21 protein-coding genes and 2 tRNA genes are annotated in these 22,771 nt (G+C 64.5%); 12 read left to right on the top strand and 11 right to left on the bottom strand.

From position 1 onward, the window contains the following. Positions 1–2: 2 nt before the first annotated feature. Both CH293_RS21100 and CH293_RS21105 read right to left on the bottom strand, forming a co-directional pair. On the bottom strand, positions 3–725 hold the full coding sequence (locus CH293_RS21100) for a GAF and ANTAR domain-containing protein (protein WP_176460079.1): 723 nt from the start codon (positions 723–725) through the stop codon (positions 3–5). Positions 726–835: 110 nt separating this feature from the next. Next, positions 836–1,291 (bottom strand): cupin domain-containing protein, encoded by a 456-nt coding sequence (locus CH293_RS21105; protein WP_037110908.1) that lies wholly within the window; start codon positions 1,289–1,291, stop codon positions 836–838. 144 nt (positions 1,292–1,435) lie between these two features. Here CH293_RS21105 and CH293_RS21110 point away from each other — a divergent pair, with 144 nt between their 5' ends. Continuing rightward, positions 1,436–1,903, top strand: coding sequence for a universal stress protein (locus CH293_RS21110; protein WP_037110910.1), 468 nt, complete (start codon positions 1,436–1,438; stop codon positions 1,901–1,903). 10 nt (positions 1,904–1,913) lie between these two features. Here CH293_RS21110 and CH293_RS21115 read toward each other — a convergent pair. Next, positions 1,914–1,987, bottom strand: a tRNA-Ile gene (locus CH293_RS21115). A gap of 38 nt (positions 1,988–2,025) precedes the next feature. Then, complete coding sequence (locus CH293_RS21120; protein WP_094721397.1) at positions 2,026–4,161, bottom strand: molybdopterin-dependent oxidoreductase; 2,136 nt, start codon at positions 4,159–4,161, stop codon at positions 2,026–2,028. A gap of 148 nt (positions 4,162–4,309) precedes the next feature. Between CH293_RS21120 and CH293_RS21125 the strand changes: the two genes are divergently transcribed. From CH293_RS21125 to CH293_RS21140, 4 genes are all read left to right on the top strand, one after another. Further along, positions 4,310–4,663, top strand: a complete 354-nt coding sequence (locus tag CH293_RS21125) for a hemophore-related protein (RefSeq protein WP_019667437.1) — start codon at positions 4,310–4,312, stop codon at positions 4,661–4,663. A gap of 44 nt (positions 4,664–4,707) precedes the next feature. Further along, entirely contained in the window at positions 4,708–5,520 is an 813-nt protein-coding gene (locus CH293_RS21130) for a serine hydrolase (RefSeq protein ID WP_037110922.1), read from the top strand. A gap of 141 nt (positions 5,521–5,661) precedes the next feature. Beyond that, a complete protein-coding gene (locus tag CH293_RS21135) occupies positions 5,662–6,174 on the top strand; it encodes a DUF3145 domain-containing protein (RefSeq protein ID WP_019667435.1) in 513 nt (170 codons plus the stop codon). A 106-nt stretch (positions 6,175–6,280) separates the two neighbouring features. After that, positions 6,281–6,709, top strand: coding sequence for a cold-shock protein (locus CH293_RS21140; protein ID WP_019667434.1), 429 nt, complete (start codon positions 6,281–6,283; stop codon positions 6,707–6,709). A 70-nt stretch (positions 6,710–6,779) separates the two neighbouring features. Here CH293_RS21140 and CH293_RS21145 read toward each other — a convergent pair whose 3' ends face one another. The 6 genes from CH293_RS21145 to aceE all read right to left on the bottom strand — a co-directional run bounded on the left by CH293_RS21145 (position 6,780) and on the right by aceE (position 15,335). After that, positions 6,780–8,213 (bottom strand): acyl-CoA carboxylase subunit beta, encoded by a 1,434-nt coding sequence (locus CH293_RS21145; RefSeq protein WP_037110925.1) that lies wholly within the window; start codon positions 8,211–8,213, stop codon positions 6,780–6,782. Between the two features lie 102 nt (positions 8,214–8,315). Further along, positions 8,316–9,566: a KasA/KasB family beta-ketoacyl-ACP synthase gene (locus CH293_RS21150; protein WP_094721425.1), complete on the bottom strand. Its 1,251-nt coding sequence runs from the start codon at positions 9,564–9,566 to the stop codon at positions 8,316–8,318. A gap of 8 nt (positions 9,567–9,574) precedes the next feature. Beyond that, positions 9,575–9,877 carry a meromycolate extension acyl carrier protein AcpM gene (gene acpM, locus CH293_RS21155; RefSeq protein WP_019667431.1) on the bottom strand — a complete coding sequence of 101 codons (303 nt, stop codon included), beginning with the start codon at positions 9,875–9,877 and terminating at the stop codon, positions 9,575–9,577. A gap of 144 nt (positions 9,878–10,021) precedes the next feature. Continuing rightward, positions 10,022–10,930, bottom strand: a complete 909-nt coding sequence (locus tag CH293_RS21160) for an ACP S-malonyltransferase (RefSeq protein ID WP_020111582.1) — start codon at positions 10,928–10,930, stop codon at positions 10,022–10,024. Positions 10,931–11,058: 128 nt separating this feature from the next. Beyond that, on the bottom strand, positions 11,059–12,330 hold the full coding sequence (locus CH293_RS21165; protein ID WP_170945312.1) for a CdaR family transcriptional regulator: 1,272 nt from the start codon (positions 12,328–12,330) through the stop codon (positions 11,059–11,061). Positions 12,331–12,512: 182 nt separating this feature from the next. Next, entirely contained in the window at positions 12,513–15,335 is a 2,823-nt protein-coding gene (aceE, locus tag CH293_RS21170; RefSeq protein WP_255122948.1) for a pyruvate dehydrogenase (acetyl-transferring), homodimeric type, read from the bottom strand. 267 nt (positions 15,336–15,602) lie between these two features. Between aceE and CH293_RS21175 the strand changes: the two genes are divergently transcribed. The 5 genes from CH293_RS21175 (at position 15,603) to CH293_RS21195 (ending at position 20,010) form a co-directional block, all read left to right on the top strand. Then, positions 15,603–16,025: a DUF3052 domain-containing protein gene (locus CH293_RS21175; protein WP_026348189.1), complete on the top strand. Its 423-nt coding sequence runs from the start codon at positions 15,603–15,605 to the stop codon at positions 16,023–16,025. Between the two features lie 28 nt (positions 16,026–16,053). Then, positions 16,054–16,518, top strand: a complete 465-nt coding sequence (locus tag CH293_RS21180) for a peroxiredoxin (RefSeq protein WP_037110928.1) — start codon at positions 16,054–16,056, stop codon at positions 16,516–16,518. 119 nt (positions 16,519–16,637) lie between these two features. Further along, positions 16,638–16,712, top strand: a tRNA-Val gene (locus CH293_RS21185). Positions 16,713–16,834: 122 nt separating this feature from the next. Further along, complete coding sequence (locus tag CH293_RS21190; RefSeq protein ID WP_094721399.1) at positions 16,835–18,424, top strand: ABC transporter ATP-binding protein; 1,590 nt, start codon at positions 16,835–16,837, stop codon at positions 18,422–18,424. After that, complete coding sequence (locus CH293_RS21195) at positions 18,421–20,010, top strand: ABC transporter ATP-binding protein (RefSeq protein WP_094721400.1); 1,590 nt, start codon at positions 18,421–18,423, stop codon at positions 20,008–20,010. The genes CH293_RS21190 and CH293_RS21195 overlap by 4 nt, the downstream gene beginning before the upstream one ends. 11 nt (positions 20,011–20,021) lie before the next feature. On the opposite strand, the gene CH293_RS21200 is transcribed toward CH293_RS21195, so the two are convergent. Next, positions 20,022–21,086, bottom strand: coding sequence for an ABC transporter substrate-binding protein (locus tag CH293_RS21200; RefSeq protein WP_094721401.1), 1,065 nt, complete (start codon positions 21,084–21,086; stop codon positions 20,022–20,024). Positions 21,087–21,218: 132 nt separating this feature from the next. On the opposite strand from CH293_RS21200, the gene CH293_RS21205 reads away from it, so the two are divergent. After that, entirely contained in the window at positions 21,219–22,535 is a 1,317-nt protein-coding gene (locus CH293_RS21205; protein WP_141217205.1) for a helix-turn-helix domain-containing protein, read from the top strand. 7 nt (positions 22,536–22,542) lie between these two features. Next, positions 22,543–22,770, top strand: coding sequence for a helix-turn-helix domain-containing protein (locus tag CH293_RS21210; RefSeq protein ID WP_255122944.1), 228 nt, complete (start codon positions 22,543–22,545; stop codon positions 22,768–22,770). Position 22,771 lies beyond the last annotated feature (1 nt).

Here is a 22,771-nt window from a genome sequence, read left to right on the forward strand (position 1 = left end):
TACTAGGGGAGGCTGCGTTTGTGCGATTCGATCACCGATCGCGCAAGCGCAGCAATCTTCACGTTCATGTCCTGCGACGTCTTGCGCAGCATCTCGAACGCCTGATCGTCGCTGACGTCGTGCGTCGCCATCAGAAGACCGATCGCCTTGCCGATCTCACGGTTGCTCTCCAACCCGGCACGGAGTGTGCTCGCTTCCTCGCCGCTCGCGATCGCCGACACCGTCACCGCGGCGAACGCCGAGATCACGATGGCGCGATCCGCGACCGTACCGTCGAATGCGCCGGGGGTGTCACTGAACAGATTGAGCGCGCCCACCTTCTTGGTGCCGAGCAGCAATCGAAAACCCATTGCTCCGCGGACCGGAGTGCGCGTCACCACGCCTCGCGCGAGCGCGGGCCACTGCGTCGGCGACAGGAAATCGGGTTCGATCTGAGCGGACTCCTGCTCGATCGCGTCCAAGCACGGACCTTCGCCGGTGGCGCGCTCGATGTCGTCCACAGTCCGCGCCACCTGATCGGAGGCGCCCACCGTGATCGGCTGACCCCGCTGAACGACCATCAAACTCGCGTGGTCGCACCCGTCCACCAACAGCGTCGCAGCAACACAGATGGCCGAATACACCTCGTCGGCGCTGGTACCGCGATACACGATGTCCGCGAGAGCCGCGAACACGGTCGCCGGATCGGTGGACGCGATTCCGTTGGCGTGTAAATCACCGGTCATGAACACTCCGATCGGGGTGTGCGGATATCGCACAGGGTCTGGTGTCGCTGCCCTGGACTCGAGAAGCTGCATTCGACCGTCAAGGATACCGAGTGGTCAGAGTCGATCGATCACCCGGCGCACAGGGGCGCCGGCGCATCCTCGGCAAACGGTTTGCCCGGAGGCTCGATGTAGGCAGCGTACAGAACCACCGGGACGGCGCCAAGGTTGGCGCCCTGGTGGACATGGCTTGCGTCGACCTCTTCGGCAACAACTTGCCCCGCTGGCGTCGACACCCTCGTGCAGTCGTGCAAAGTCCTTGTCAGAACGCCGGATTCGACGTACGCATACACCGGACCGTCGTGATAATGCCATCCGGTCGTTCCGCCCGGTGCGATGATTATTCTGCGTGCCGTGAAGTCCGTGCCTGCGAGCTCTGCGCTGCCGGCTATCAGCGGGAACGAGACATGAGCCAAAGTTTCCGCCGTGACCCCTGAGGGAGGTGTCGCACCGGCCAGAGCAGGGGAGAGGCCGGCGAACGCGACACAGGACACGCCTACCGCGGCACAGCGAGAAAGCACGGACATGTGGTTCACCTCTCGTGGAAGGACCGACCCGCACCCAGCGTAGATACGCAGGTCGATCGCGGAGTCGGTATCAAGATTTCCGCGGCCGGTAGCGGAGCCGGCAGGAGTGTCCGAACAAATCGTGAGGCTGAGTAATCTGCAGTAGTGGACGACTCAGCACATACCCCCGATTCCTCTGTCTTCGAGTACGGAGTGGACGGACCCAAGGTCATCCTTGCCGGGATCGACGGCTCCGATTCAGCCTGGCGCGCCGCGGCCTACGCCGCCGGACTTTCGCGCAGGCAAGGCTCGCTGCTCGTTCTGGTCTACGTCCAACCCCTCGCAACCGCCGCATGGGGTCAAGCGGGAATCTCCCTTGTCGAAACCGGGAAGGAGATCGCCGACGAACTTCTCGCCTACATACAGAAATCGAGCCGCGACTCCGATTCGATCCGGTGGGAGTTCCGCACCGCGACCGGTGACCCCTTCAACGGCCTCGTCTCCGTCGCCGACGAATTACGCGCCGACGCCATCGTCGTCGGCGCCTCCGAGCACGCAGGCCATCGAATGTTCGGATCCGTCGCCGTGCGATTGGTCAAAGCCGGGCGATGGCCGGTGACCGTGGTGCCGTGAAGTGATTGTGTGGGGCGGGCGGGGCTCGAACCCGCGACCAATGGATTATGAGTCCACGGCTCTAACCGACTGAGCTACCGCCCCATCTCGCGCGAGGCGAGCGGTTACGAATGCTACAACAATCACACAGCTGCGATGGTGACCGGGATACCGTTCAGAACTGCGTTGGCCGAGACCGCGTCGACCTGCTGGGGGTCGGTGATGTCGTTGACGCTCGGACCCTTCACGGTCGATGCCACGGACAGTTCGACTCCTGCGCGCTGGTGGCCGAAGCCGTGGGGCATGCTGACCACTCCGGGCATCATGCGATCCGATGCGAGCACTTCGATGCTGACCGAGCCTGCTGCGGATGTGACCGACACGAGCGCCCCGTCGTCGATCCCTCGTGCGTGCAGGTCGTCGGGATGGGCGAGCAGCTGGTGCCGTGGCTTGCCCTTCGTCAGTCGAGCGGTGTTGTGCATCCAAGAATTGTTGCTACGTAGGTGCCGTCGGCCGATCATGAGCAACTGACCGTCCGCGGGCACGGACGCCGTCGTCAACATGTCGTGCACGGCAGGCAGATCGCCCACGACGACATCCTGAACCAGCTGAATGCGCTTGTCGCGGGTACGCAGTTTGGCCGGGAGCCCGGGCCTCAACGGGCCGAGGTCGGTGCCGTGAGGGGACTTGGACAAGGCCCGGACCGACAGTCCCTTCCTTCCGCTGCGCAGCAGTACATCCACCGTTCGACGCGGCGAGAGGCGTAGACGTGCTTCGGCCACAATCGATTTCGGAGACAGGCGTCGTCGAACACGATCCACCGGAGACTGTGCCAGCGCCGCTTGATACCGGATGCCCAGGTCGCGGAAAATCTCCCAGTCCGCCTTCGCGCCGGGTTTCTTCGGCAACACCGCGGGCATGAACTTGGCCGTGTTGCGTACCGCGAAGGTGGAGAAGATCAGATCGTAGTGATCGCGTTCCAACGACATCGTCGGAGGAAGGATCACGTCGGCGTGACGCGAGGTCTCGTTGATGTAGAAATCGAACGACACCATGAAGTCCAGATCGGCGAAGGCCCGGTCGAGAGTGTCGCCACCGGGCATCGACAGCACCGGGTTGCCGGAGAACACCGCCATTGCACGGATACGGCCGTCTCCGGGAGTCGTCATCTCGTCGACAAGTGTGGAACTGGGGAACTCACCTGCGAATTCGGGCAGGTCACGCACCCGTGAGCGCCACTTGTCGAAGTGGCCGCGCCCCACGATCTTTCGCTCCACCAGATCGATTGCGGGATCCGTCAGAAGCGCCCCGCCCACGCGGTCCAGGTTGCCGGTGACGATGTTGAGGACCTGAATTGCCCACTGACACACGGTCCCGAACTTCTGCGTGGACACGCCCATCCGTCCGTATGCGACGGCAGACTCGGCGCCGGCGAAACGGTTTGCCAGATCGTTGATGGCCTCAGCCGCCATGCCGACGACGGGAGCGACGGCTTCCGGTGTGAAATCTCGTACGAGAGAAGCGATCTCGGACACCCCGTCGACGTAGTCGGCAACGCGGGTCGCGCCTGTCTCGAGAACGACGTTGACGAGTGCGAGCAGTAACAACGCGTCGGTGCCGGGACGTACGAAATGATGCTCGTCGGCGACGTCAGCAGTTTCGGTTCGACGCGGATCGACCACGACGAGTGTCCCCCCGCGGGCTTTCAAGTCTCGAACACGCTGCGCGAAATCCGGAACGGTCATCATCGATCCGTTCGACGCCATCGGGTTGCCCCCGAGAACCAGAAAGAAATCCGTCCGGTCGATGTCCGGGATGGGGAGTACGAGTTGATGCCCGTACATGAGGTGATTGACCAATTGGTGGGGGAGCTGATCCAGCGACGTCGCCGAGTACCTGTTGCGGGTCCGCAGCATCGACGTGAACGGAATACCGTGGGTCATCGCGCCGAGACTGTGCACGTTCGGATTGCCCTGGTAGATCCCGACCGCGTTGGCGCCGTGATCCCGGCGCGTGGACACCAGGCCGTCGACGACGATGCGGTAGGCCTCGTCCCATTCGATTTCCTGCCACCCCGAATCGGTGCGGCGTACCGGCTTGATCAACCGGTCGGGATCGGCATGCAGGTCGATCAGCGACAATGCCTTCGGGCAGATATGACCGCGGGACAACGGGTCCTTCTTGTCACCGCGAATCGAGGTGACGGCGTTGTCTTCGACCGTGAACTCGAGACCGCACATCGCCTCGCACAGATTGCACGTCCCGAACTCGACCGTCATCTCGTTCTCCCATCGTCCCGGTCAGGCCCAGAACAGTCAGCCTGCCCCGGCCGAGCTTAACCTGAACGCGATACCCCACCGGGCGGTATCGTTCGTCCTGTCGGCGGATCTGTCGACCACCACATGCACTACACGTCTGGGGACCCTCATGGACTTTCGCACAGCAACGATCAGAGGTACAGCAGTCCTGGGCGCCGTCGCCGCAGGATCGCTGGTGTTCGGTTCGGTGGCCAGTGCTGCTCCCTCCGACACCATCGTCAACTCGCCGTGCTCGTTCTCGCAGATCGTGGCCGCGACGTACGCAGTGAGCCCGGAAGAAGGCGCAGCCCTGGCTTCGTCGCCGCTCTCGTCGTCCTTCGCCGCGTTCCTGGCCGCGCCGCCGTGGCAGCGTCAGATCTTCCTCTCGTCGCAGCCGGCCGTGGTCGATCGCGTCAACGCATTCTTCGGCGGTCCGGGCTCGGGATTCGTTCGCACCGTGTTCGACACCTGCACGCAGTACTGAGAGCGCAGTCAGGGACGGGCCGGCTGCACACTAGAGTTGCCCCCGTGCAGAGTCTGGACTTGATTGCAGGGTGGCCAGTGGACAATGCGTCGGCGACGGTGGTGTCCACGGCAGGGCCTCGGGAACACTACGGCGACCAGAACCGGGTCTACGAGTTGGCGTCGGTGACGAAGCTCCTGGTGGCGTACGCGGCATTGATCGCCCTCGAAGAAGAGGCCATCTCGCTGGATTTGCCTGCCGGTCCCACTGGCTCGACGGTGCGCCATCTACTCGCGCACACCTCCGGCCTCGCGTTCGCCGAGGAGAAGGTGCAAGCGGATCCGGGGACCAAGCGGATCTACTCCAGCGCGGGCTTCGAGGTTCTCGCGGACACCATTGCGGCCGAGACGTCGATCGCGTTCACGGACTACCTGGACGAGGCGGTGTTCCAGCCCCTGGGGATGACCGATTCGACGCTGCCGGGATCGCCCGGGCACGGCGCTCGGTCGTCGGCGCACGATCTCGAGGCGTTCGCTACCGAACTGCTCGCGCCGACGCTCGTGTCCGAGGGCACGCTCGACGCCGCAACGTCTGTCCAGTTCGACGGGCTGTCTGGAGTCCTGCCGGGATACGGCAATCAGAAACCCAACGACTGGGGACTCGGATTCGAGCTACGGGACGGCAAAACGCCGCACTGGACCGGGGCTGCGAACTCGCCACGAACGTTCGGACACTTCGGTCAGTCCGGAACGTTCCTGTGGGTGGACCCGGATGCAGGTCTGGCAACGGTGGTACTCACCGACCTTGCGTTCGGGGAGTGGGCCAAGCCGCTCTGGCCGGAGTTGTCGGACGAGATTCTGCACAACAACCCCCGCTAGTCCATCGCGACACGCCGGTGCACTGGCGCAACAGGGGTAACTCGGGGCACACTGGTACATGCACACGCGTGTACGAGACACATCGCAGCAGATCGAGGTCGTTGGGGAAGACGTCCCTCGTCGAAGCTGGAGGTGTTTCTAATGCGCGAGTCCAACCAATTCGCGGATGCGACGTCGGGTGTCGTGTACATCCACTCGTCGCCTGCCGCGTTGTGCCCGCACGTGGAATGGGCACTGTCCGACGCCCTCAACTGCAGGGCCAACCTGAAGTGGTCCGCGCAGCCGTCCTCGGACGGACAGCTGCGCGCGACGAGCAACTGGGTCGGCCCGGTCGGTACCGCCGCCTCACTCGCGGGGATTCTTCGTGCGTGGCAGATGCTGCGCTTCGAGGTGACCGAGGACCCGAGCGACGGCGTCGACGGTGAACGATTCGCCCACGTTCCCGGACTGGGGCTGTGGCGTGGGACGACGAGCGCCAACGGCGACGTCATCCTCGGCGAGATGAGGCTCAAGTCGATGATCGACGGCAATTCCGGCAACCTTGCTGCCGAAATCGAACACGCCCTCGGCAGCAGCTGGGACGAGGCCCTCGAGCCCTATCGAACGGGCGGCGCAGGCGCCGAAGTGACCTGGTTGAGCCGTAACGCCGGCTGACCGACTCACCGCACCGGCCGTCGCACGTCCGGTAACGTGACGACCGTGTCCGAGGTGGGCATGTGGGTTGGTACGTGTGGCTGAGTAGTGAGACAGGGTGGTTGGGATGTTGTCGACCGGTAAGGTCATCCGATTCGACGAATTCAAGGGTTACGGATTCGTTGCTCCGGACGAGGGCGGCGAGGATGTGTTCATCCACGTCAACGATCTGGATTTCGACAAGCGCCTGCTGGCGCCCGGCGTGCGCGTCGAGTACGTCGTCGAGGAAGGCGACCGCGGCCTGAAGGCCGCCCAGGTTCAGATCATCGATTCGCCGAAGCCGGTAACTCGTGCAGCGGTTCCTGCGGTTGTCCCCAATGCGGAAACGACGGAGTACGACGACGTCGTGTGCGACGTTCTGTCGCTGCAGGAGTTCTCGGCCGAACTGACCGAAGGTCTGTTGCGTGCGAACCGCGGACTGACTGCCGAACAGATCCTCGACGTCCGTCAGGTCGTCATGCGAATCGCGCAGTCGCACAAGTGGCTCGAGGGCTGACCGAGTCGGTCGAACGAAAGACTGTGCCCCGGCGACCGAAGTTGCCGGGGCACAGTGCTGTTCGCCCTGATCAGAGCGGAATGTTCTTGTGATCTCCGCGTAGTGCCGGTGCCGAGGACAGAGCCTTCGCGACGATGGAGCGTGTCTTCGCGGGATCGATGACCTCGTCCACGACGCCGATGGCTACCGCTCGATCGACACCGCCGGCAATGGCCTCGTGTTCGACCGTCAAACGGTCGTGCAGCGCGTCACGCTCGGTGTCGGGCGCAGCCGCGAGCGCCTTCTTGTGCAGAATGCCCACGGCCGCCTTGGCGCCCATGACCGCGACCTCCGATCCGGGCCACGCGTAGACCGCCGTCGCACCCAATGCTCGTGCGTTCATGGCGATGTAGGCCCCGCCGTAGATCTTGCGGGTCACCAGCGTCACCCGAGCGACCTTCGCTTCGGCGAAGGCATGGAGAAGCTTCGCGCCCCGGCGTACGACGCCTTCCCATTCCATGCTCACACCCGGCAGGTAACCGGGAACGTCGACGATCACGACGAGCGGGATGCCGAAGGCGTCGCACAAGCGAACGAAACGTGCTGCCTTCTCGGCGCTTTCGGAGTTGAGGCACCCGCCCAGCCGGATCGGGTTGTTGGCGATCACGCCGACGGTACGTCCACTGAGACGACCGAGGCCGACGACGATGCTGCGGGCCCATCCGCCTTGAAATTCCTCGAAGGTCGACTCACCCTCGACGTTGTCCAGAAGCTCGTCGATGATCGGATGTACGTCGTAGGCACGACGATTCGACTCGGGCATCAGTGCGCGAAGATCGGTGTCACCGTGTTCGGCTGCCGCGATGTCGAAGGTGCCCTGCTCACTGAACATCGATACGAGCCGGCGTGCGCGGGTCAGTGCATCCAGTTCGTCGTCGGCGACGATGTGGCACACGCCCGACTTCTTGAAGTGGGTATCCGGGCCGCCGAGCGAAGCCATGTCGACCTGCTCGCCGGTGACGCTGCGAACGACGTCGGGACCGGTGACGAACACGCGTCCCTCGGGAGCCATGATGACGACGTCGGTCAACGCTGGACCGTACGCGGCGCCACCGGCTGCGAAACCGAGAACGACGGAAATCTGTGGGACGAGGCCGGAAGCGCGGACCATCGCCTCGAACACGAGGCCGACGGCGTGCAGCGCTTCGACGCCCTCGGCAAGGCGGGCACCGCCGGAATGCCAGATTCCGACGATCGGCGCGCGGCGTTCGATGGCGACGTCGATGGCGTCGACGATGTGTGCGCAACCGTCGACACCCATAGCGCCACCCATGACCGTGGCGTCGGAGCAGTAGGCGATCGTGTGGACGCCGTCGATATCGCCTGCAGCGGCGAGAAGACCCGACTTGTCACGATCGTGCAGAGGAGTCATCGTCCCGGCGTCGAACAGCTTCTCGAGGCGGGTAACAGGATCGCGGGGGTCGGTGGACTGACCTGAGCGAGTGGCGGGGGACAGGATGGTCATCGCGTTCTCCTTCTACATGCCCCTCGCACGGTCGAAGGGGCGATCCCCGGACGGGAGCGAGAGTCCGCTCCCGCCCGGGTGCTACGACGGTGTCGAGCCGGTTCAGGCCCGACCGAAGGCGAGCGCGACGTTGTGCCCACCGAATCCGAACGAGTTGTTGATCGCGTAATCGATTTCGACGCTGCGGGCTTCACCCTTGACCACGTCGAGATCGATTTCTGGATCCTGGTTATCCAGGTTCAGCGTGGGAGGAATGATTCCCTCGCGGACCGAGAGAACGGTCAGCACCGATTCGAGGGCGCCGACAGCGCCGATCGAGTGTCCGAGAGCGGACTTCGGCGCGTACACCGCTGCATGGGTACCGACTGCCTTGTTGATCGCGAGCGCTTCGGCGGTGTCACCGATAGGTGTTGCCGTTGCGTGCGCGTTCACGTGCTTGATGTCGGACTTCTGCAGACCAGCGTTCTCGATTGCCCGCTGCATGGCACGAGCAGCACCCTTGCCCTCCGGGTCGGGTGCCACGAGGTGGAAACCGTCCGAAGTGATGCCTGCGCCGAGCAGCCGGGCGTGAATCGTCGCTCCACGAGCCTTGGCGTGCTCCTCGGTCTCGATGACCATGAGTGCGCCTGCCTCGCCGAAGACGAATCCGTCGCGATCCTTGTCGAACGGTCGCGACGCGCCCTTGGGGTTGTCGTTGTTGGTGCTCATCGCTCGCATCATGGAGAAACTCGCGATCGGCACCGCGTCGATGTATCCCTCGACGCCACCGGTGACCACCATGTCGGCGTCACCCATGACGATCATCCGCCACGCATGCGCGATGGCTTCCGATCCGGAGGAGCATGCCGACACAGGCGTGATGACGCCTGCCTGTGCCTTCAGCTCCAGGCCGACGACCGCTGCGGGTCCGTTCGGCATGACCATCTGAACCGCGAGGGGAGAGACCTTGCGGTAGCCGCCCGACTTCATCTTGTCGTTTGCGTCGATGAGGGAGTCACCGCCGCCCAGACCGGTGCCGATCGACACTCCGAGACGGAGCGGATCGACCTCGGGGCTGCCGGCGTTCTTCCACACCTCGCGACCGAGAACCGTGGACAACTGCTCCACGTAGCTCAGCCTGCGGCATTCGACTCGGCTCAGAAGCGTCGCCGGGTTCACCGCGAGGTGTCCGCCGATGCGAACGGGAAGGTCGTACTCGGCGACGAAATCGTCTTCGAGCACTCCGATTCCGCTCTCGCCGTTCAGTAGACCCTTCCACGTTGCGTCCACATCACCGGCGATGGACGTGGTCGCAGCGAGGCTGGTGACGACGACACTCGGGAAGCGTCCGTTGTTGGTGGATGGGTTGGTCACGGTCCGACTCACTCGCTCGCGGAGTCGTCGAGCTTGGCCTTGATTGCCTCTGCGGCTTCCGGGTTCTCCGCTTCGAGCTTCTGGATGTACGACACTGCGTCACCGACGGTGCGAAGACCGGCGAGGTCCTCGTCGGGGATCTTCACGCCGTACTTGTCCTCGGTCTGCACTGCGATCTCGACCATGGACAGGGAGTCGATGTCGAGGTCGTCCACGAAGGACTTGTCGATGGTCACCTCGGAGGGCTCGATACCCGTGACCTCCTCGATGATCTCTGCAAGTCCGGCGATGAGGTCTTCCTGGCTGGCCACTTGAGTGGCTCCCTTCTTGTTGGTGTCTATCTTTTTCGGGTCGGCACGCCGTGAATCGGCATACCGAAGTCATGGGTGCGCACTCGTGCGTTCATCGAGCGAGTGCGCGGCGAGGCTGCCTGTCATCGGCGGCCGCGGGTGCGGTCAGATCAGGTCCGCCAGTTTGGCGATGTCCTCGGGTGTCTTGAGGCCCAGGTTCGGTGTGCCCTTCAGTTCGCGCTTGGCGATACCGACGAGCGTTCCGGCCGGCGGCAACTCTGCCACAGCCGTGACGGCGGCGTCACGCATCGTTGCGGTGCAGAGGTCCCACCGCACAGGCTTGGTGACCTGTGCTGCGAGCTTGGTGAGTGCGTCCGCACCGTTGGTGACCGCCTTGCCGTCGGAATTCGACAGCAGGGTGCGGACCGGGTCGGACGGGGTGATCGCGGCAGCAGCAGCGGCGACCGCTTCCTGCGCGGGCGCCATGAAGCGGGTGTGGAAAGCACCGGCCACGGGGAGCGAGCGGACCCGTGCCTTCTCCGGCGGATTGGCAGCCAATTCCTCCAGCGCGCTGTGCAACCCGGCTGCAACGATCTGCCCGGCAGCATTGATGTTGGCGGGTTCGAGTCCCAGCTCCTCCAGGCGAGCGAGCACAGCGGCCTCGTCTCCACCGAGCACAGCGGACATGCCCGTCGGCTCCAGAGCGCACGCCTTGGCCATCTCGGACCCACGCACGGCAGCGAGGGTGACGGCTTCGTCGGCGGAGATGACGCCGGCGACGGCGGCGGCTGCGAGCTCACCCACGGAGTGTCCGGCGATGAGCGCGTCCTGCGGGAGCAGGTCCTGGCCGGCGATCTCCTCGAACGCGAGAAGAGCAGCCGCGACGACGAGCGGCTGGGTCACCGACGTATCGGTGATCTCCTCGGCCGTCGCGGTGGTACCGAGCCGTGCCAGGTCGAGTCCGGACGCCTTGGACCACAAGGCCACGCGGTCGGCGGCCCCGGGTAGTTCGAGCCATGGCAGAAGCATGCCGGGTGTCTGGGAGCCCTGACCGGGCGCAAGCAACGCAATCACATCGTTAAGAGAACACCGTGACTACCCGTTTGGGAGATGTCGCTCTCGATGAACTCTTACCGCCCAATTTGTAGGGTCCCAACAAATGCTCGGCCGGAGTCGCGACATCGCCACGGTCCGTGTTCGCGTTACGTGACGATTTCCCCGAATGTGACGTGTGGGATTTGTGGGGCTGGATAGTGCGGTTCGTGATGGGTTTGAGTCAGTCTGCCCACCGTTGCCGCGACTCGAAGCACGTACGCATCCCTCGGAGTCGTGGGATCGCGGCCCGTGACTTCTGTGATTTTCTTCAAGCGATACCGCACCGTATTTGGATGAACAAACAGCAAACGTGCACAAGTCTCGACAGCGCCCCCGCTGTCGAGGTAGGCGTCCAATGTGTCGGCAAGGCCAGGGCCCGCGCTCGACAGCGGGTGCACGATGAGGTCGTTCAGCGCGCTGATGGCAGCCGAGTCACCCAACAGTGCGCGCTCCGGCAGAAGCTCGCCCGCGTGCACCGGACGGGGCGCACCGCGCCACCCCGCAACCGCCTGCATGCCGGCGAACGCCTCCACCGCGCTGGAATGCGCGGCGCCCAGAGTCCTCGTCGTGGGCCCGATGACGACCGGGCCGTCGGAGAAGTTCTCCAACATGTCCGCCAGAAACGCCGCGCTCGCGGAGTCGTCCACGAGCTGGCCGCTGACCACCATCACCAACCGAGTGCCCTGCACCACCGCCAACGCCGCACGACCGTGCTTCTGCGCGACGGCGTGAACGGTGCCGACGACCGACACCCCTTGATCGTCCGGTGGAGTACCGACCAGGACCGTCGCCGGAGCAGTCGCGTCCCAGTTGAGCGTCGCGGCACGCGAGAGCATGTCCGAGCCCGTGTCGCCCCGCACCACGGCGTCGACGACGAGGGCTTCCAAGCGCGTGTCCCATGCGCCTCTGGACTCGGCGGCGCTCGCATACACCGACGCCGCGGCGAAACCGAGCTCGCGTCCGTACCGCAGGACAGCCTCCGTCAGCGCGACGAGCTGCTGATCGTTTCGAGCCAACGCAGGAAGCCACTGCTCGAAGAACTCCATCGCGACCCGCACCATGTCCACCGTCTGGCGAAGCGTCAACCGTCGGGCCAGATCCTGCGGGATGACCTGGAACGCGTCGAGACTGAAGCGGATGTCGCTCTGCGGATTCTTCAGCCACTCCAGGAAGTTGTCCACCGCCGTCTGAATCAGCAGCTGCACACTCGCACGCTGGGCAGCGTCGAGACCGCCGAAGAACGGCAGCTGATCCTGCATCGCGGTCACGGCCTCGGTGGAAAGCCGTCCCGAGAACTGCTTCACGCGCCGCAGCAACGCGTCGGGAAGGGGGTCGCGCTTCTGGCGGGCCGACGTCAACGCCGTCACCGGCAGATGCACCTCGTTGTCGGTGATGTATTCCTCCCCGGCGGCGGATGCCGTTCTGTCGCCGACTCCGGGCGGTGTGTCACCGGCGCCGGTCGGCGTTCTGTCTGCGACCACAGGAAAAACCTACGCCCGTCCACTCGTCCGCGGGGAAGCGGTACGAATGGACGGGCGCACTGGTGGTCTCCGGTCGGTCGTTACGCCGAGCCGGTGTCCGCGAACGACGTGGGAGCCGCCGTCACGTCGTCGATCTTGTACTTCTCTGCAGCCTCGACAGCCTTGGACTTGTCGATCTCACCCGAGGCCGCGAGGGCGGACAACGTCGCAACGACGATGGACTCGGCGTCGACGTTGAACACCCGTCGAGCCGCGGGACGCGTGTCCGAAAATCCGAATCCGTCGGTGCCCAGGGTGACGTAGTCGCCCGGAACCCACTGGCGGATCTGATCCGGAACGGCCCGCATCCAATCCGACGCCGCGACGACCGGTCCGGCAGCATTCTGCAGAGCTGTCGTCACGAACGGGACGCGCTTGTCCGCACCGGGATTGCGAAGTGCTTCCTGCTCGGCTTCGACACCGTCGCGGCGGAGCTCGCCCCACGACGTCACCGACCAGACCGCCGACCGGACGCCCCACTCGTCGAGCAGAAGCTCACGAGCCTTGCGCGCCGACACGAGACCCACGCCCGACGCGAGGAGCTGTGCCTCGGGTCCGTCGCCGTCCTGCGGAGCCTCGAACCGGTAGATGCCCTTCAAGAGGCCCTCGACGTCGAGGTTCTCCGGCTCGGCCGGCTGCACGTACGGCTCGTTGTACAGAGTGATGTAGTAGAAGATGTTCTCGCCGCCGAAGCCGTCCACACCTTCGGTGCCGCCGTACATCCGTCGCAGACCGTCCTTGACGATGTGCGCGATCTCGAAGGAGAACGCCGGATCGTAGGCGACCGCGGCCGGGTTGGTCGAAGCCAACAGCAGCGAGTGACCGTCCGCGTGCTGCAGACCCTCACCGGTGAGCGTCGTACGTCCTGCAGTGGCGCCGAGGACGAAGCCGCGTGCCATCTGGTCCGCCGCCGCCCACAGGCCGTCACCGGTCCGCTGGAAGCCGAACATCGAGTAGAAGATGTACAGCGGGATCATGACCTCGCCGTGCGTCGCGTACGACGTTCCGACTGCCGTGAACGACGACGTCGAGCCGGCCTCGTTGATGCCCTCGTGCAGGATCTGACCGACCGAGCTCTCCTTGTAGGCGAGCATCAGTTCCGAGTCGACCGACGTGTACAGCTGGCCGTTGCGGTTGTAGATCTTCAGCGACGGGAACCAGGAGTCCATACCGAACGTGCGCGCCTCGTCCGGGATGATCGGCACGATGCGGTGGCCGATCTCCTTGTCACGCAGTAGCTCCTTCATGACGCGCACGAGCGCCATCGTGGTGGCGACTTCCTGCTTGCCGGAGCCCTTGAGCAGCGTCTTGTAGGTGGCATCGCCCGGCTGCGGAAGCGGCTTGGGGCTGACCCGACGCTCCGGGACGAACCCGCCGAGCTTGTTGCGGCGATCGAGCATGTACTGGATCTCGGGAGCATCCGCACCGGGGTGGTAGTACGGCGGCATGTAGGGATCCTTCTCGAGCTCCTCGTCGGAGATCGGGATGTGCTGCAGATCGCGGAAGGTCTTGAGGTCGTCGAGCGTCAGCTTCTTCATCTGGTGCGTGGCGTTACGACCCTCGAAGTGCTTGCCGAGCGTGTAGCCCTTGATGGTGTGCGCCAGGATGACCGTCGGCTGGCCCTTGTGTGCCATCGCAGCGGCGTACGCAGCGTGGACCTTGCGATAGTCGTGACCACCGCGCTTGAGGTTCCAGATGTCGCCGTCGGACAAGTCCTTGACGAGCTCCTTGGTCCGCGGGTCGCGGCCGAAGAAGTGATCGCGCACGTAGCCACCGTCGTTGGCCTTGTACGTCTGGAAGTCGCCGTCCGGCGTCGTGTTCATCAGGTTGACCAGGGCGCCGTCGCGGTCAGCGTGCAGCAGTGCATCCCACTCGCGGCCCCAGACGACCTTGATGACGTTCCAGCCTGCGCCGCGGAAGAACGACTCCAGTTCCTGGATGATCTTGCCGTTACCGCGGACCGGGCCGTCGAGGCGCTGCAGGTTGCAGTTGACCACGAACGTGAGGTTGTCCAAGCCCTCGGTCGCGGCGACGTGAGCGAGGCCGCGCGATTCCGGCTCGTCCATCTCGCCGTCGCCCAGGAATGCCCAGACGTGCTGGTCCGAGGTGTCCTTGATGCCGCGGTCGTTCAAGTAGTGGTTGAAACGCGCCTGGTAGATGGCGTTCATCGGACCGAGGCCCATCGACACCGTCGGGAACTCCCAGAAGTCCTGCATCAGACGCGGATGCGGGTAGGACGGCAAGCCGCCGCCCTGCGTCTCGTGGCTTGCTTCCTGACGAAATCCGTCCATCCGCTCGGCCGGAATGCGACCTTCGAGGAACGCACGGGCGTAGATGCCGGGGGAGGCGTGGCCCTGGATGAAGATGTGGTCGCCGCCGCCGGGGTGGTCCTTGCCGCGGAAGAAGTGGTTGAAGCCGACCTCGTACAGGGCGGCCGAGGACGCGTAGGTCGAGATGTGGCCGCCGACGCCGACGCCGGGGCGCTGAGCGCGGTGCACCATGATCGCGGCGTTCCAGCGGATCCACGCGCGGTAGCGGCGCTCGACCTCTTCGTCGCCGGGGAACCATGGCTCGTTCTCAGTGGGGATGGTGTTGACGTAGTCGGTCGAAGTCAAGGACGGCAGTGCAACACGGCGTTCTCCTGCGCGTTCGAGCAGCCGCAGCATCAGGTAGCGCGCGCGGTTCGGTCCCGACCGTTCGAGGAGGCCGTCGAACGATTCGATCCATTCGTTGGTCTCGTCATTGTCGATGTCGGGCAGATACGAGGCGACACCCTCCCGGATGACGCGTACCCGACCCTCCGAGCCGGTGGGCCCGCTCGTCTTGCCTGCAGATTGTGTGCTCTGCCGATCGTCCTGGTTCAACTCGGACAACGTGTGTACTCCTCCATGTGGCGGTCGCTCGGTGCGGCGGCCGGTCCATGCAACTCGCGCTCTGTGACGGCGAGCTACTTCTCGGTTTCTCGGTGACTCTGCTCAATCCTCCTACATATGTTTCACCGGCGTAGTACGGAGTCCCAATACCCACCAGTAGAAATTTATGTACGCAATTTCGGCGCGGTCAGCTTGCGCGAACGGGAGAAACACTGTTCGCTTGCACTACTTCACCCACTATGCAAGGAGGTCACCACCGTGGTCGCCGCGGCGGACGCTCAGAACTACGCTCAGAAACTTGGAATCACCCGCGACTTGGTCGTTCAGGAGCTGGGCTGGGACGAGGACACAGACGACGATCTGCGGGCCGACGTAGAGGACACCATCGGCGGTGAAACCCTCGACGAGGACTCCGACGAAGTCATCGACGTGGTGCTGCTGTGGTGGCGCGACGGCGACGGTGATCTGGTCGATGCACTGATGGACGCCATCGGTCCGTTGTCCGACGACGGATTCGTCTGGGTCCTCAGCCCCAAGACCGGCCTCCCCGGCCACGTCGAGCCCAGCGAGATCGCCGAGTCCGCCCCCACGGCGGGACTGACTCAGACGTCGGCCGCCAACCTCGGTGACTGGATCGGCAGCAGGTTGGTGCAGCCGAAGACTCGCGCGGTCAAGCGCTAACGATCCGTCGACAAGGAAGTTTGATTCCATGCCACTCGAGGTGGGCGCGGAGGCGCCGGACTTCACCCTCAAGGATCAGAACAATCAGGACGTCACGTTGTCCTCGTACCGAGGCGACAAGAACGTGCTGCTCGTGTTCTATCCACTCGCCTTCACCGGCACGTGCCAGGGCGAGCTGTGCAAGGTTCGCGACGAACTGCCCAAGTTCGAGAACGACGACACCGCGATCCTTGCCATCTCGGTCGGTCCACCGCCGACGCACAAGATCTGGGCAGCAGAACAGGGGTACACATTTCCCCTGCTGTCCGACTTCTGGCCACACGGTTCCGTCGCACAGGCCTACGGGGTGTTCAACGACAAAGCAGGCTTCGCCAACCGCGGAACCTTCGTCATCGACACCGACGGCATCATTCGCTTCGCCGAGATGAAAGAGCCCGGCGAAGCGCGTGACCAGACCGCTTGGGAGACAGCCCTCGGCACAGTCCGTACGTGAGTGGAAATGTAGGCGATAGCCGACATTTCCACTCACGTGGGCTGACCTGCGGAATTGTAGATTCCCGGCGGACAGGATAAGTTTTTCTCCGTGTTCCGGTGGCTCGGTCATCGGAATCCGGGCGTATAGCTCAGCGGTAGAGCTCTGGTTTTACACACCAGCGGTCGGGGGTTCGAACCCCTCTGCGCCCACCACACAATTCGTCGATCGTCTGGGTTCGGCGACGCAAGCTCGTCGCGATAGCAGCAAGGTCAGTGCAAACAGTCGGCCTCCGCGGGTAACCACGAGACAGTCCGAGTTCCTAACGTTCTGGTGCATGAAATGGTTTCTTCCGCCAGCCGTCGGATCGGTGTTGCGACGGTCGGCACTCTATTCGACGCTCGGTGTCGGCTGTGCAGCCGCGGCGGGTCTGGCGACCGTTGCTGCGTTGACGAGCATGGTCTGGCTGCTCCGAAATCCGACGCAGTGGAGCGCCTCTGTAGTCGCCGCATTCCTCGTGACGGGTGCGGGATTGTCTGCAGCGTCGTCGTGGTTCTCGCACTGCGCCGAGGCAAGATTCGCAGCAACCTTGCGACGACGGCTCGCTCGGCATCTCGTTCGGTTACCGTCACGAACGCTTGCGCGATACGACGGAGATCGCCTCCGCCGACTGGTGTCCGACGATGTCACTGCACTGCATCACCTCGTTGCGCATGCGCCGTCCGAAACAGTGACGCTGATCGTGGTTCCAGTCGCCTCCGTTTTCGCGCTCGTATCCATCGCCGGGCCGACAGCGGTTCTGGTGCTGTTGCCCGGAGTCGCTGCGGCGCTTTTCTATTCGACCGTGGTCGCGAAGCTCGGCCACCGCCACAGCGCCGAGCAGGGGCGTGTCATGGCGCAGATAACCACCGCAGTCGACGACTACGCCCGCGGCATCTCCGTGCACCGCATCTACGGTGCCAGCGGCGGTGCTGCCGCCGAATACGCTGTCGCTACAGTTCAATTCACCCGCGGGATGGTCGGATGGGTGTCCAAGGTCGCGACGCCGGCCGCGCTCGCGTCAGCGCTCCTGCAGGCCACAGTGACATATGCCGTTGCCTACGCAGTCGGGTTCGGCAGCGGCACCGAAGTGTTGGCCGCGCTGCTCCTCTTCGGGCTTGCCGCCGTGACGCCGGCACTGCGACTCGAACACGGATTGGATTACATCTGGGCCGGCCGAGCCGCCGGTGGACGGCTCGCAGACCTCCTCGACGAGACCCCGTTGCCATCCGGTGCAACCTGGGACGACCAGCGAACCGGCGGAGCCCTACGGGCGCAGGGAATCACGGTGAACTCGGGGGAGCGTGCCGTCCTCGGCGGCCTGACGCACACGTTCGAGCAGTCCGCTGTGACTGCCGTAGTCGGTCCGAGCGGCTCGGGAAAATCGACTCTGCTCCGTGTTCTCGCTGGGTTCGACGTCCAGGATGCAGGCTCGGTCACTGTTGGAGGAGTCGACGTGTGGAAGTTGATTCAACAGTTCCGACACCGATCTGTCTTCTACGTTCCGCAGGGCACGGATGTCCTGCAGACCTCGGTGCGCACCGATCTGCGGCTGACCGCCCCCGACGCTCCGGACGGGTGCTTGCTCGGGGCTCTGGCGTCCGCCCAGTTGAACGTCGATCTCGACACCGCGGCGCACGAACTGTCCGGCGGTGAACGGCAACGTCTTCGTCTCGCACACGCGTTCCTGACCAGCGCCCAGGTCATTCTGTTGGACGAACCGACCAGTGCGCTCGACGGGGTGACCGCCAGGGCGGTGTTCGCGAGCATTCGGAATCTGGCTCACCGAGAAGGGAAAACAATAGTGTTGGTCACGCACGACCTCGCCTTGGCCGACCATGCCGACGATCGCGTCGACCTCGGTGCTCGACAGGTGGTGTCCGAATGAGAACCGACTCGTCGCCGACGATCAGACGGCGCCTCCTCGCTGCCGGTGGAGGCTGGATTCTCGTCGCAGTGGGCGAGGCCGCTGCCTACTCCCTTCTGGCCGCGGCCATCGTGCATGACTGGTCTCCTCGGACGGTGATCATCTCGGCAATGGCGTCGACCGCACTCACCATCGCCATGACCCGTGCGGGTTATCTGACCGGGGCGCGCCTCGCCGGCGACCTCTACAGCCGTGTGGGTACCGCTCTGGCCAGGGCGAAGTTGTCCTGGTTCACCGACGGCAACCGAGCGCTCGTGTCGACGGTCGCCAGTCGATCTATCCCGACTTTGATGGCCGTCCCTGCACATCAGATGCAGACCTACATCGTCGCGCCGCTGGTTCCACCGTTGCTGATGCTCGGCGTCGGCGTGGTCCTCGGGTGGACGACAGCGGTGTTCGTCGTCAGCTTGTTGGCTGTCGCGTTCGTGGTGCAGGCGTTTGCGCAGCGATGGCTCGCTGCCGTCGATGCAGTTCGGCATCGAGCGCACTCCACGGCCGCTGCTTCCGTGCTGACCCTGATCGATCATCTCGAGATTCTGCGCTCCACTGCGGGCCCGACGGGTGCCGTCGCCGGCCTCGAGCAGTCCTGGCTCGAACAGGAGACCGCGACGAACGCGACAACGACCGCAGCCGCACGAGCCTCGTTCGTGTCCGCGCTCGCTACCGCGTTGCCTACGATCGGCGTCGCGATGTACCTCGTCGTCGTCGACGCCGGGGCCGTCGGATCTCTTGCAGCGATACTGTTGACCCTCCGCGCGTCCGCACCGATCGACTCACTGGCGGCGGCGGGTGTCGGAACAAGTGACCTACGCAGCACCGTTGCTGACTATCGATCGGTGGTCTCGGCACCTTCGCTTCCGGAACCGGTCGTGGCAGACCACCCGCGTCCGACCGGTCACTCGTTGGACATCGTGAACGTGACGGTGGCACCCGGTACGAATCCGGTGACCATGTCGGTACCGGAGGGGACTCGTGTCGTGGTGCGCGGCCGTTCTGGAACGGGCAAGAGCACGCTGCTCGGTCTGATGATGCGCTTCGACGATCCGCGGTCCGGTTCGATCACACTCGGAGGCGTGCATCTAGGGGACATGGCTTTTCACACTCTTGCTCAGTCGTTCGCCTACGTGTCGCAGAACACGGTGGTGTTCACCGGGACGTTGGCGTCGAACATTCGTCTCGCTCGACCCGAGGCGTCGGATGCCGAAGTGGAACGCGCAGCACGAATGGCGATGTTGTCGGACGTGATAGACCGGTGTGACAACGGAATTCATCAATTCGTCGGGAACGCAGGCGGCGCGTTGTCGGGTGGGGAGCGACAGCGTGTCGACATCGCGCGAGCGTTGCTCGCGGATGCCGACGTGCTCGTCCTCGACGAGGCGACGTCCGCGCTGGACGGCGCGACAGAGGCCGCAGTGGCAGATGCGTTGATCGCAAAAAGGTGCAGTCTCGTTGTCGTAACGCACGGAAGCAGCCGTATATGGCGACCCGACGCGGTGGTCGACCTGACGCGGAGCGGTGAGGAGACGGCCTCCGCGTCAGGCCGATAGAAGATTTCGAGTCAGACTGCGGCGGACACCAGCGGGAGTATGTGGTCTGCGGCCCATGCGTTCCCGATGGGTCCGCCGCTCGTCACTGCCCACAACACATCGCCACCGTCCGGAGTGAGCGGTGGTACCTGGGCGAAGTGACCAGTCGACACCGACTGCAGCGTGTTGAACAGCGGACTCTCGACCAACTGCTGGTATTCGGCGTCAGAACTCGCGCTGCTGCGGCCGAGGATCAAGACGTCCGCGTCGATCGAGCTCATCAGTTCGTCGCTGACTTGTCGGACTGCCTCGAAAGGCTTGGCCAGCGGATTGGGTGCGAAACCGAGCTCGAGCAAGAAGGATTCGGGCGCAGACTCCGGTTGCGAGAAGTACTGCAGACCGGTTCCTGTGCCGTACCAGATTGCCCACGTCGCAGTCCGTCCCGCGAACTGCGGATTCTGCTCGCGCACGGTCTCGAAGCGTGCTTCGTGCTCGTCGATCACCGCGGCGGCGGCACCGGGTAGATCCAACGCCTCTCCGAGGTCCACGATGGATTCCTGCCACGGAATCATCACCGATGACGACGCTTCAGCGTTCGTGAGAACGGGTGCGATCTCCGAGAGTTGGTTGTAGTAGCCGGCCAAGTCGGCGCCACCCAGCCCCGCGTTCCATCCCACGGTCACGATCAGATCGGGTTCGGAGGCAGCCACGGCCTCGACGGGGAGGCTACCGCCGACGGTGAAAGGGTATGTCGTCAGGTCAGTGGCGCCGTACGCGTCGAGATATGCCGACGAGTCGCTGATCATCGACGACGCCAAGACCGGGGTCACGCCGAGGGCGAGTAGTAGCTCCGCGTCGATCGCATTCGGGACGACCGCAGCGATGCGGGTGGGCCGGTGTTCGAGAATCGTTGATCCCCAGGGGGATTCCAAAGTGACTGGGTACTGGGTGTGTCCCTCGGCGGGAGGCATGGACGCGGGCAGACCGACCGGAACGGAATCGGGGGTGCCGCCGGAACACGATGTGAGCACGATGATCGCGGCGAGCGCGACGGCTGCCACCGTCGATCCATGGCGTAGGGCGCGTGAGCGCGACATTGTTCTTCTTTCGATCAGTGGGGTCGGTGACGTAGAGCAAGGCGAGTAAGGCTATCCTTGGTCGCACGGGTCGAGTCGCCGCGAAGTGCCAATTTCTTGCACTCGGCGGACACCGGAGCAACAGGAGCGGCATTGACGAACTACCCGGTGATCCGCGTCGACGCCTCGATACCGCCTGTCGTCACCCACGTCTTCACGACTGCGCGCGAGGCCGTTCTCTTCTGGGTTCTGTCGGGCGAGGCCGACGTGCACGTCGGAGGGCGTGTTCTGACTCTCGCTGCGGCCGAGGCGGTTCTGGTCCCCCCTGGACACAGATTCAAGCTCGACGTGGGGGCACACTCGATCGTCTTTCCGATTGCCGTACCGCGTGACGAGGTGCCTGCCATCGAGAACGTGGTTCGACTGAGTGTCCGAGAGACGTGGCATGACTGGTTGGTTCACAGGTTCGCGAGATCTCTCGGATACATGCGAGGTGTGAGAACGACACCCGACGGCCTCACGGAACTTCTCTCGGGCGCCGCTTCCGCTCACGAAGCCGCCAACACTGTCGGCGCGCCACCGATGCCGACGTCGGCTGAGGCATTCGCCGTCGCGAAACGATTCGTCGACTCACCGGAACACGACGCGGACCTCGCCGAGCTGGCTCGCTCCGTTCACGTCGGAACCAGGACGCTGCAACGACAATTCGTCGACGAAACCGGGTTGTCCTTGTCGCACTGGCGAGCCGCGGCACGTATTGCCGTGTCGGTCGAGCATCTCGCGTCGGGGCGCGACATCGGGTGGGTAGCGAATCGGGTGGGCTTCGCGACGGCTGGAGGGTTCACCCGGGCGTTTCGGCGTCACACCGGTCTCGCTCCGAGCGTGTTCGTCCGGTCTCGGGCCACGGACGGAAAGTTGTGCTCGACGTCGCTCGCTACCGACGTCACCATGTCTCCGGCCCCTGACGTACCCGGCGGTGAGACGTGGCCGCGGGTCAACGACTTTCACGTTCTCGTCTGGGTGTACCGGGGGAGGGCGCGCTTCACGGTCGGGGGGAGGGTGGTCACGCTGCGCCGAGGAGACGCGATTGTCCTGCCGGCAGGTGTGCGCAACCGAATCGACACCGAACCCGGTTCGCTCGTGCTTCCGCTCGGGTCGAGGGACAGCCGAGTGCCGGACGCAGGGCGTCGATTCGACGCTGTTGTGCACTTTCCCCTCGAATCCGAGAGCTACCTTCTCCACACAGTCGTGGCCAACTACAGCCGGGTTCGTCCCGTCATGCACGACGAGCACAGACTGATCGATCTCGCGTGCAGATCCGCAGAGCCCGCGCTCGTGGGCGCCGCGCAGGACCGGATTCGAGGCGTGGTGAACACGAACCGTCGCCTCCGTGCACGAGAAACCGTCCGAAGACAAGCACCTGTGCGAGTGGGCACAGGATGCCGGCATCGACGCACGGGCATTACATGACTGTTTCGTGCAGACCGTCGGGCAGACTTTTCCGCGTTGGCGGTCGCACGTTCGAATGACTCTGGCGCGCCGATATCTCGGTGAGGGCCGCACCGCCGGCGAGATCGCACGCCTGCTCGGGTATGCGCACTCGTCGGGCTTCACGAAGGTGTTCCACGAGACCCAGGGCATGACGCCGACCGAATATCGCAGGTACGGGTGGCGAGAATCCCGCGAAAGTGTGGTCCTGGCCTAGA

This window comes from Rhodococcus sp. 14-2470-1b (genome assembly GCF_002259415.1).
Classification (GTDB): Bacteria; Actinomycetota; Actinomycetes; order Mycobacteriales; family Mycobacteriaceae; genus Rhodococcoides.

What these genes read in the sequence shown, in the direction of transcription:
- CH293_RS21100 (WP_176460079.1), bottom strand. Translation starts at nt 725, where the DNA reads ATGACCGGTGATTTACACGCCAACGGAATCGCGTCCACCGATCCGGCG.
- CH293_RS21105 (WP_037110908.1), bottom strand. Translation starts at nt 1,291, where the DNA reads ATGTCCGTGCTTTCTCGCTGTGCCGCGGTAGGCGTGTCCTGTGTCGCG.
- CH293_RS21120 (WP_094721397.1), bottom strand. Translation starts at nt 4,161, where the DNA reads ATGACGGTCGAGTTCGGGACGTGCAATCTGTGCGAGGCGATGTGCGGT.
- CH293_RS21125 (WP_019667437.1), top strand. Translation starts at nt 4,310, where the DNA reads ATGGACTTTCGCACAGCAACGATCAGAGGTACAGCAGTCCTGGGCGCC.
- CH293_RS21135 (WP_019667435.1), top strand. Translation starts at nt 5,662, where the DNA reads ATGCGCGAGTCCAACCAATTCGCGGATGCGACGTCGGGTGTCGTGTAC.
- CH293_RS21140 (WP_019667434.1), top strand. Translation starts at nt 6,281, where the DNA reads ATGTTGTCGACCGGTAAGGTCATCCGATTCGACGAATTCAAGGGTTAC.
- CH293_RS21145 (WP_037110925.1), bottom strand. Translation starts at nt 8,213, where the DNA reads ATGACCATCCTGTCCCCCGCCACTCGCTCAGGTCAGTCCACCGACCCC.
- CH293_RS21180 (WP_037110928.1), top strand. Translation starts at nt 16,054, where the DNA reads ATGCCACTCGAGGTGGGCGCGGAGGCGCCGGACTTCACCCTCAAGGAT.
- CH293_RS21190 (WP_094721399.1), top strand. Translation starts at nt 16,835, where the DNA reads ATGAAATGGTTTCTTCCGCCAGCCGTCGGATCGGTGTTGCGACGGTCG.
- CH293_RS21195 (WP_094721400.1), top strand. Translation starts at nt 18,421, where the DNA reads ATGAGAACCGACTCGTCGCCGACGATCAGACGGCGCCTCCTCGCTGCC.
- CH293_RS21200 (WP_094721401.1), bottom strand. Translation starts at nt 21,086, where the DNA reads ATGTCGCGCTCACGCGCCCTACGCCATGGATCGACGGTGGCAGCCGTC.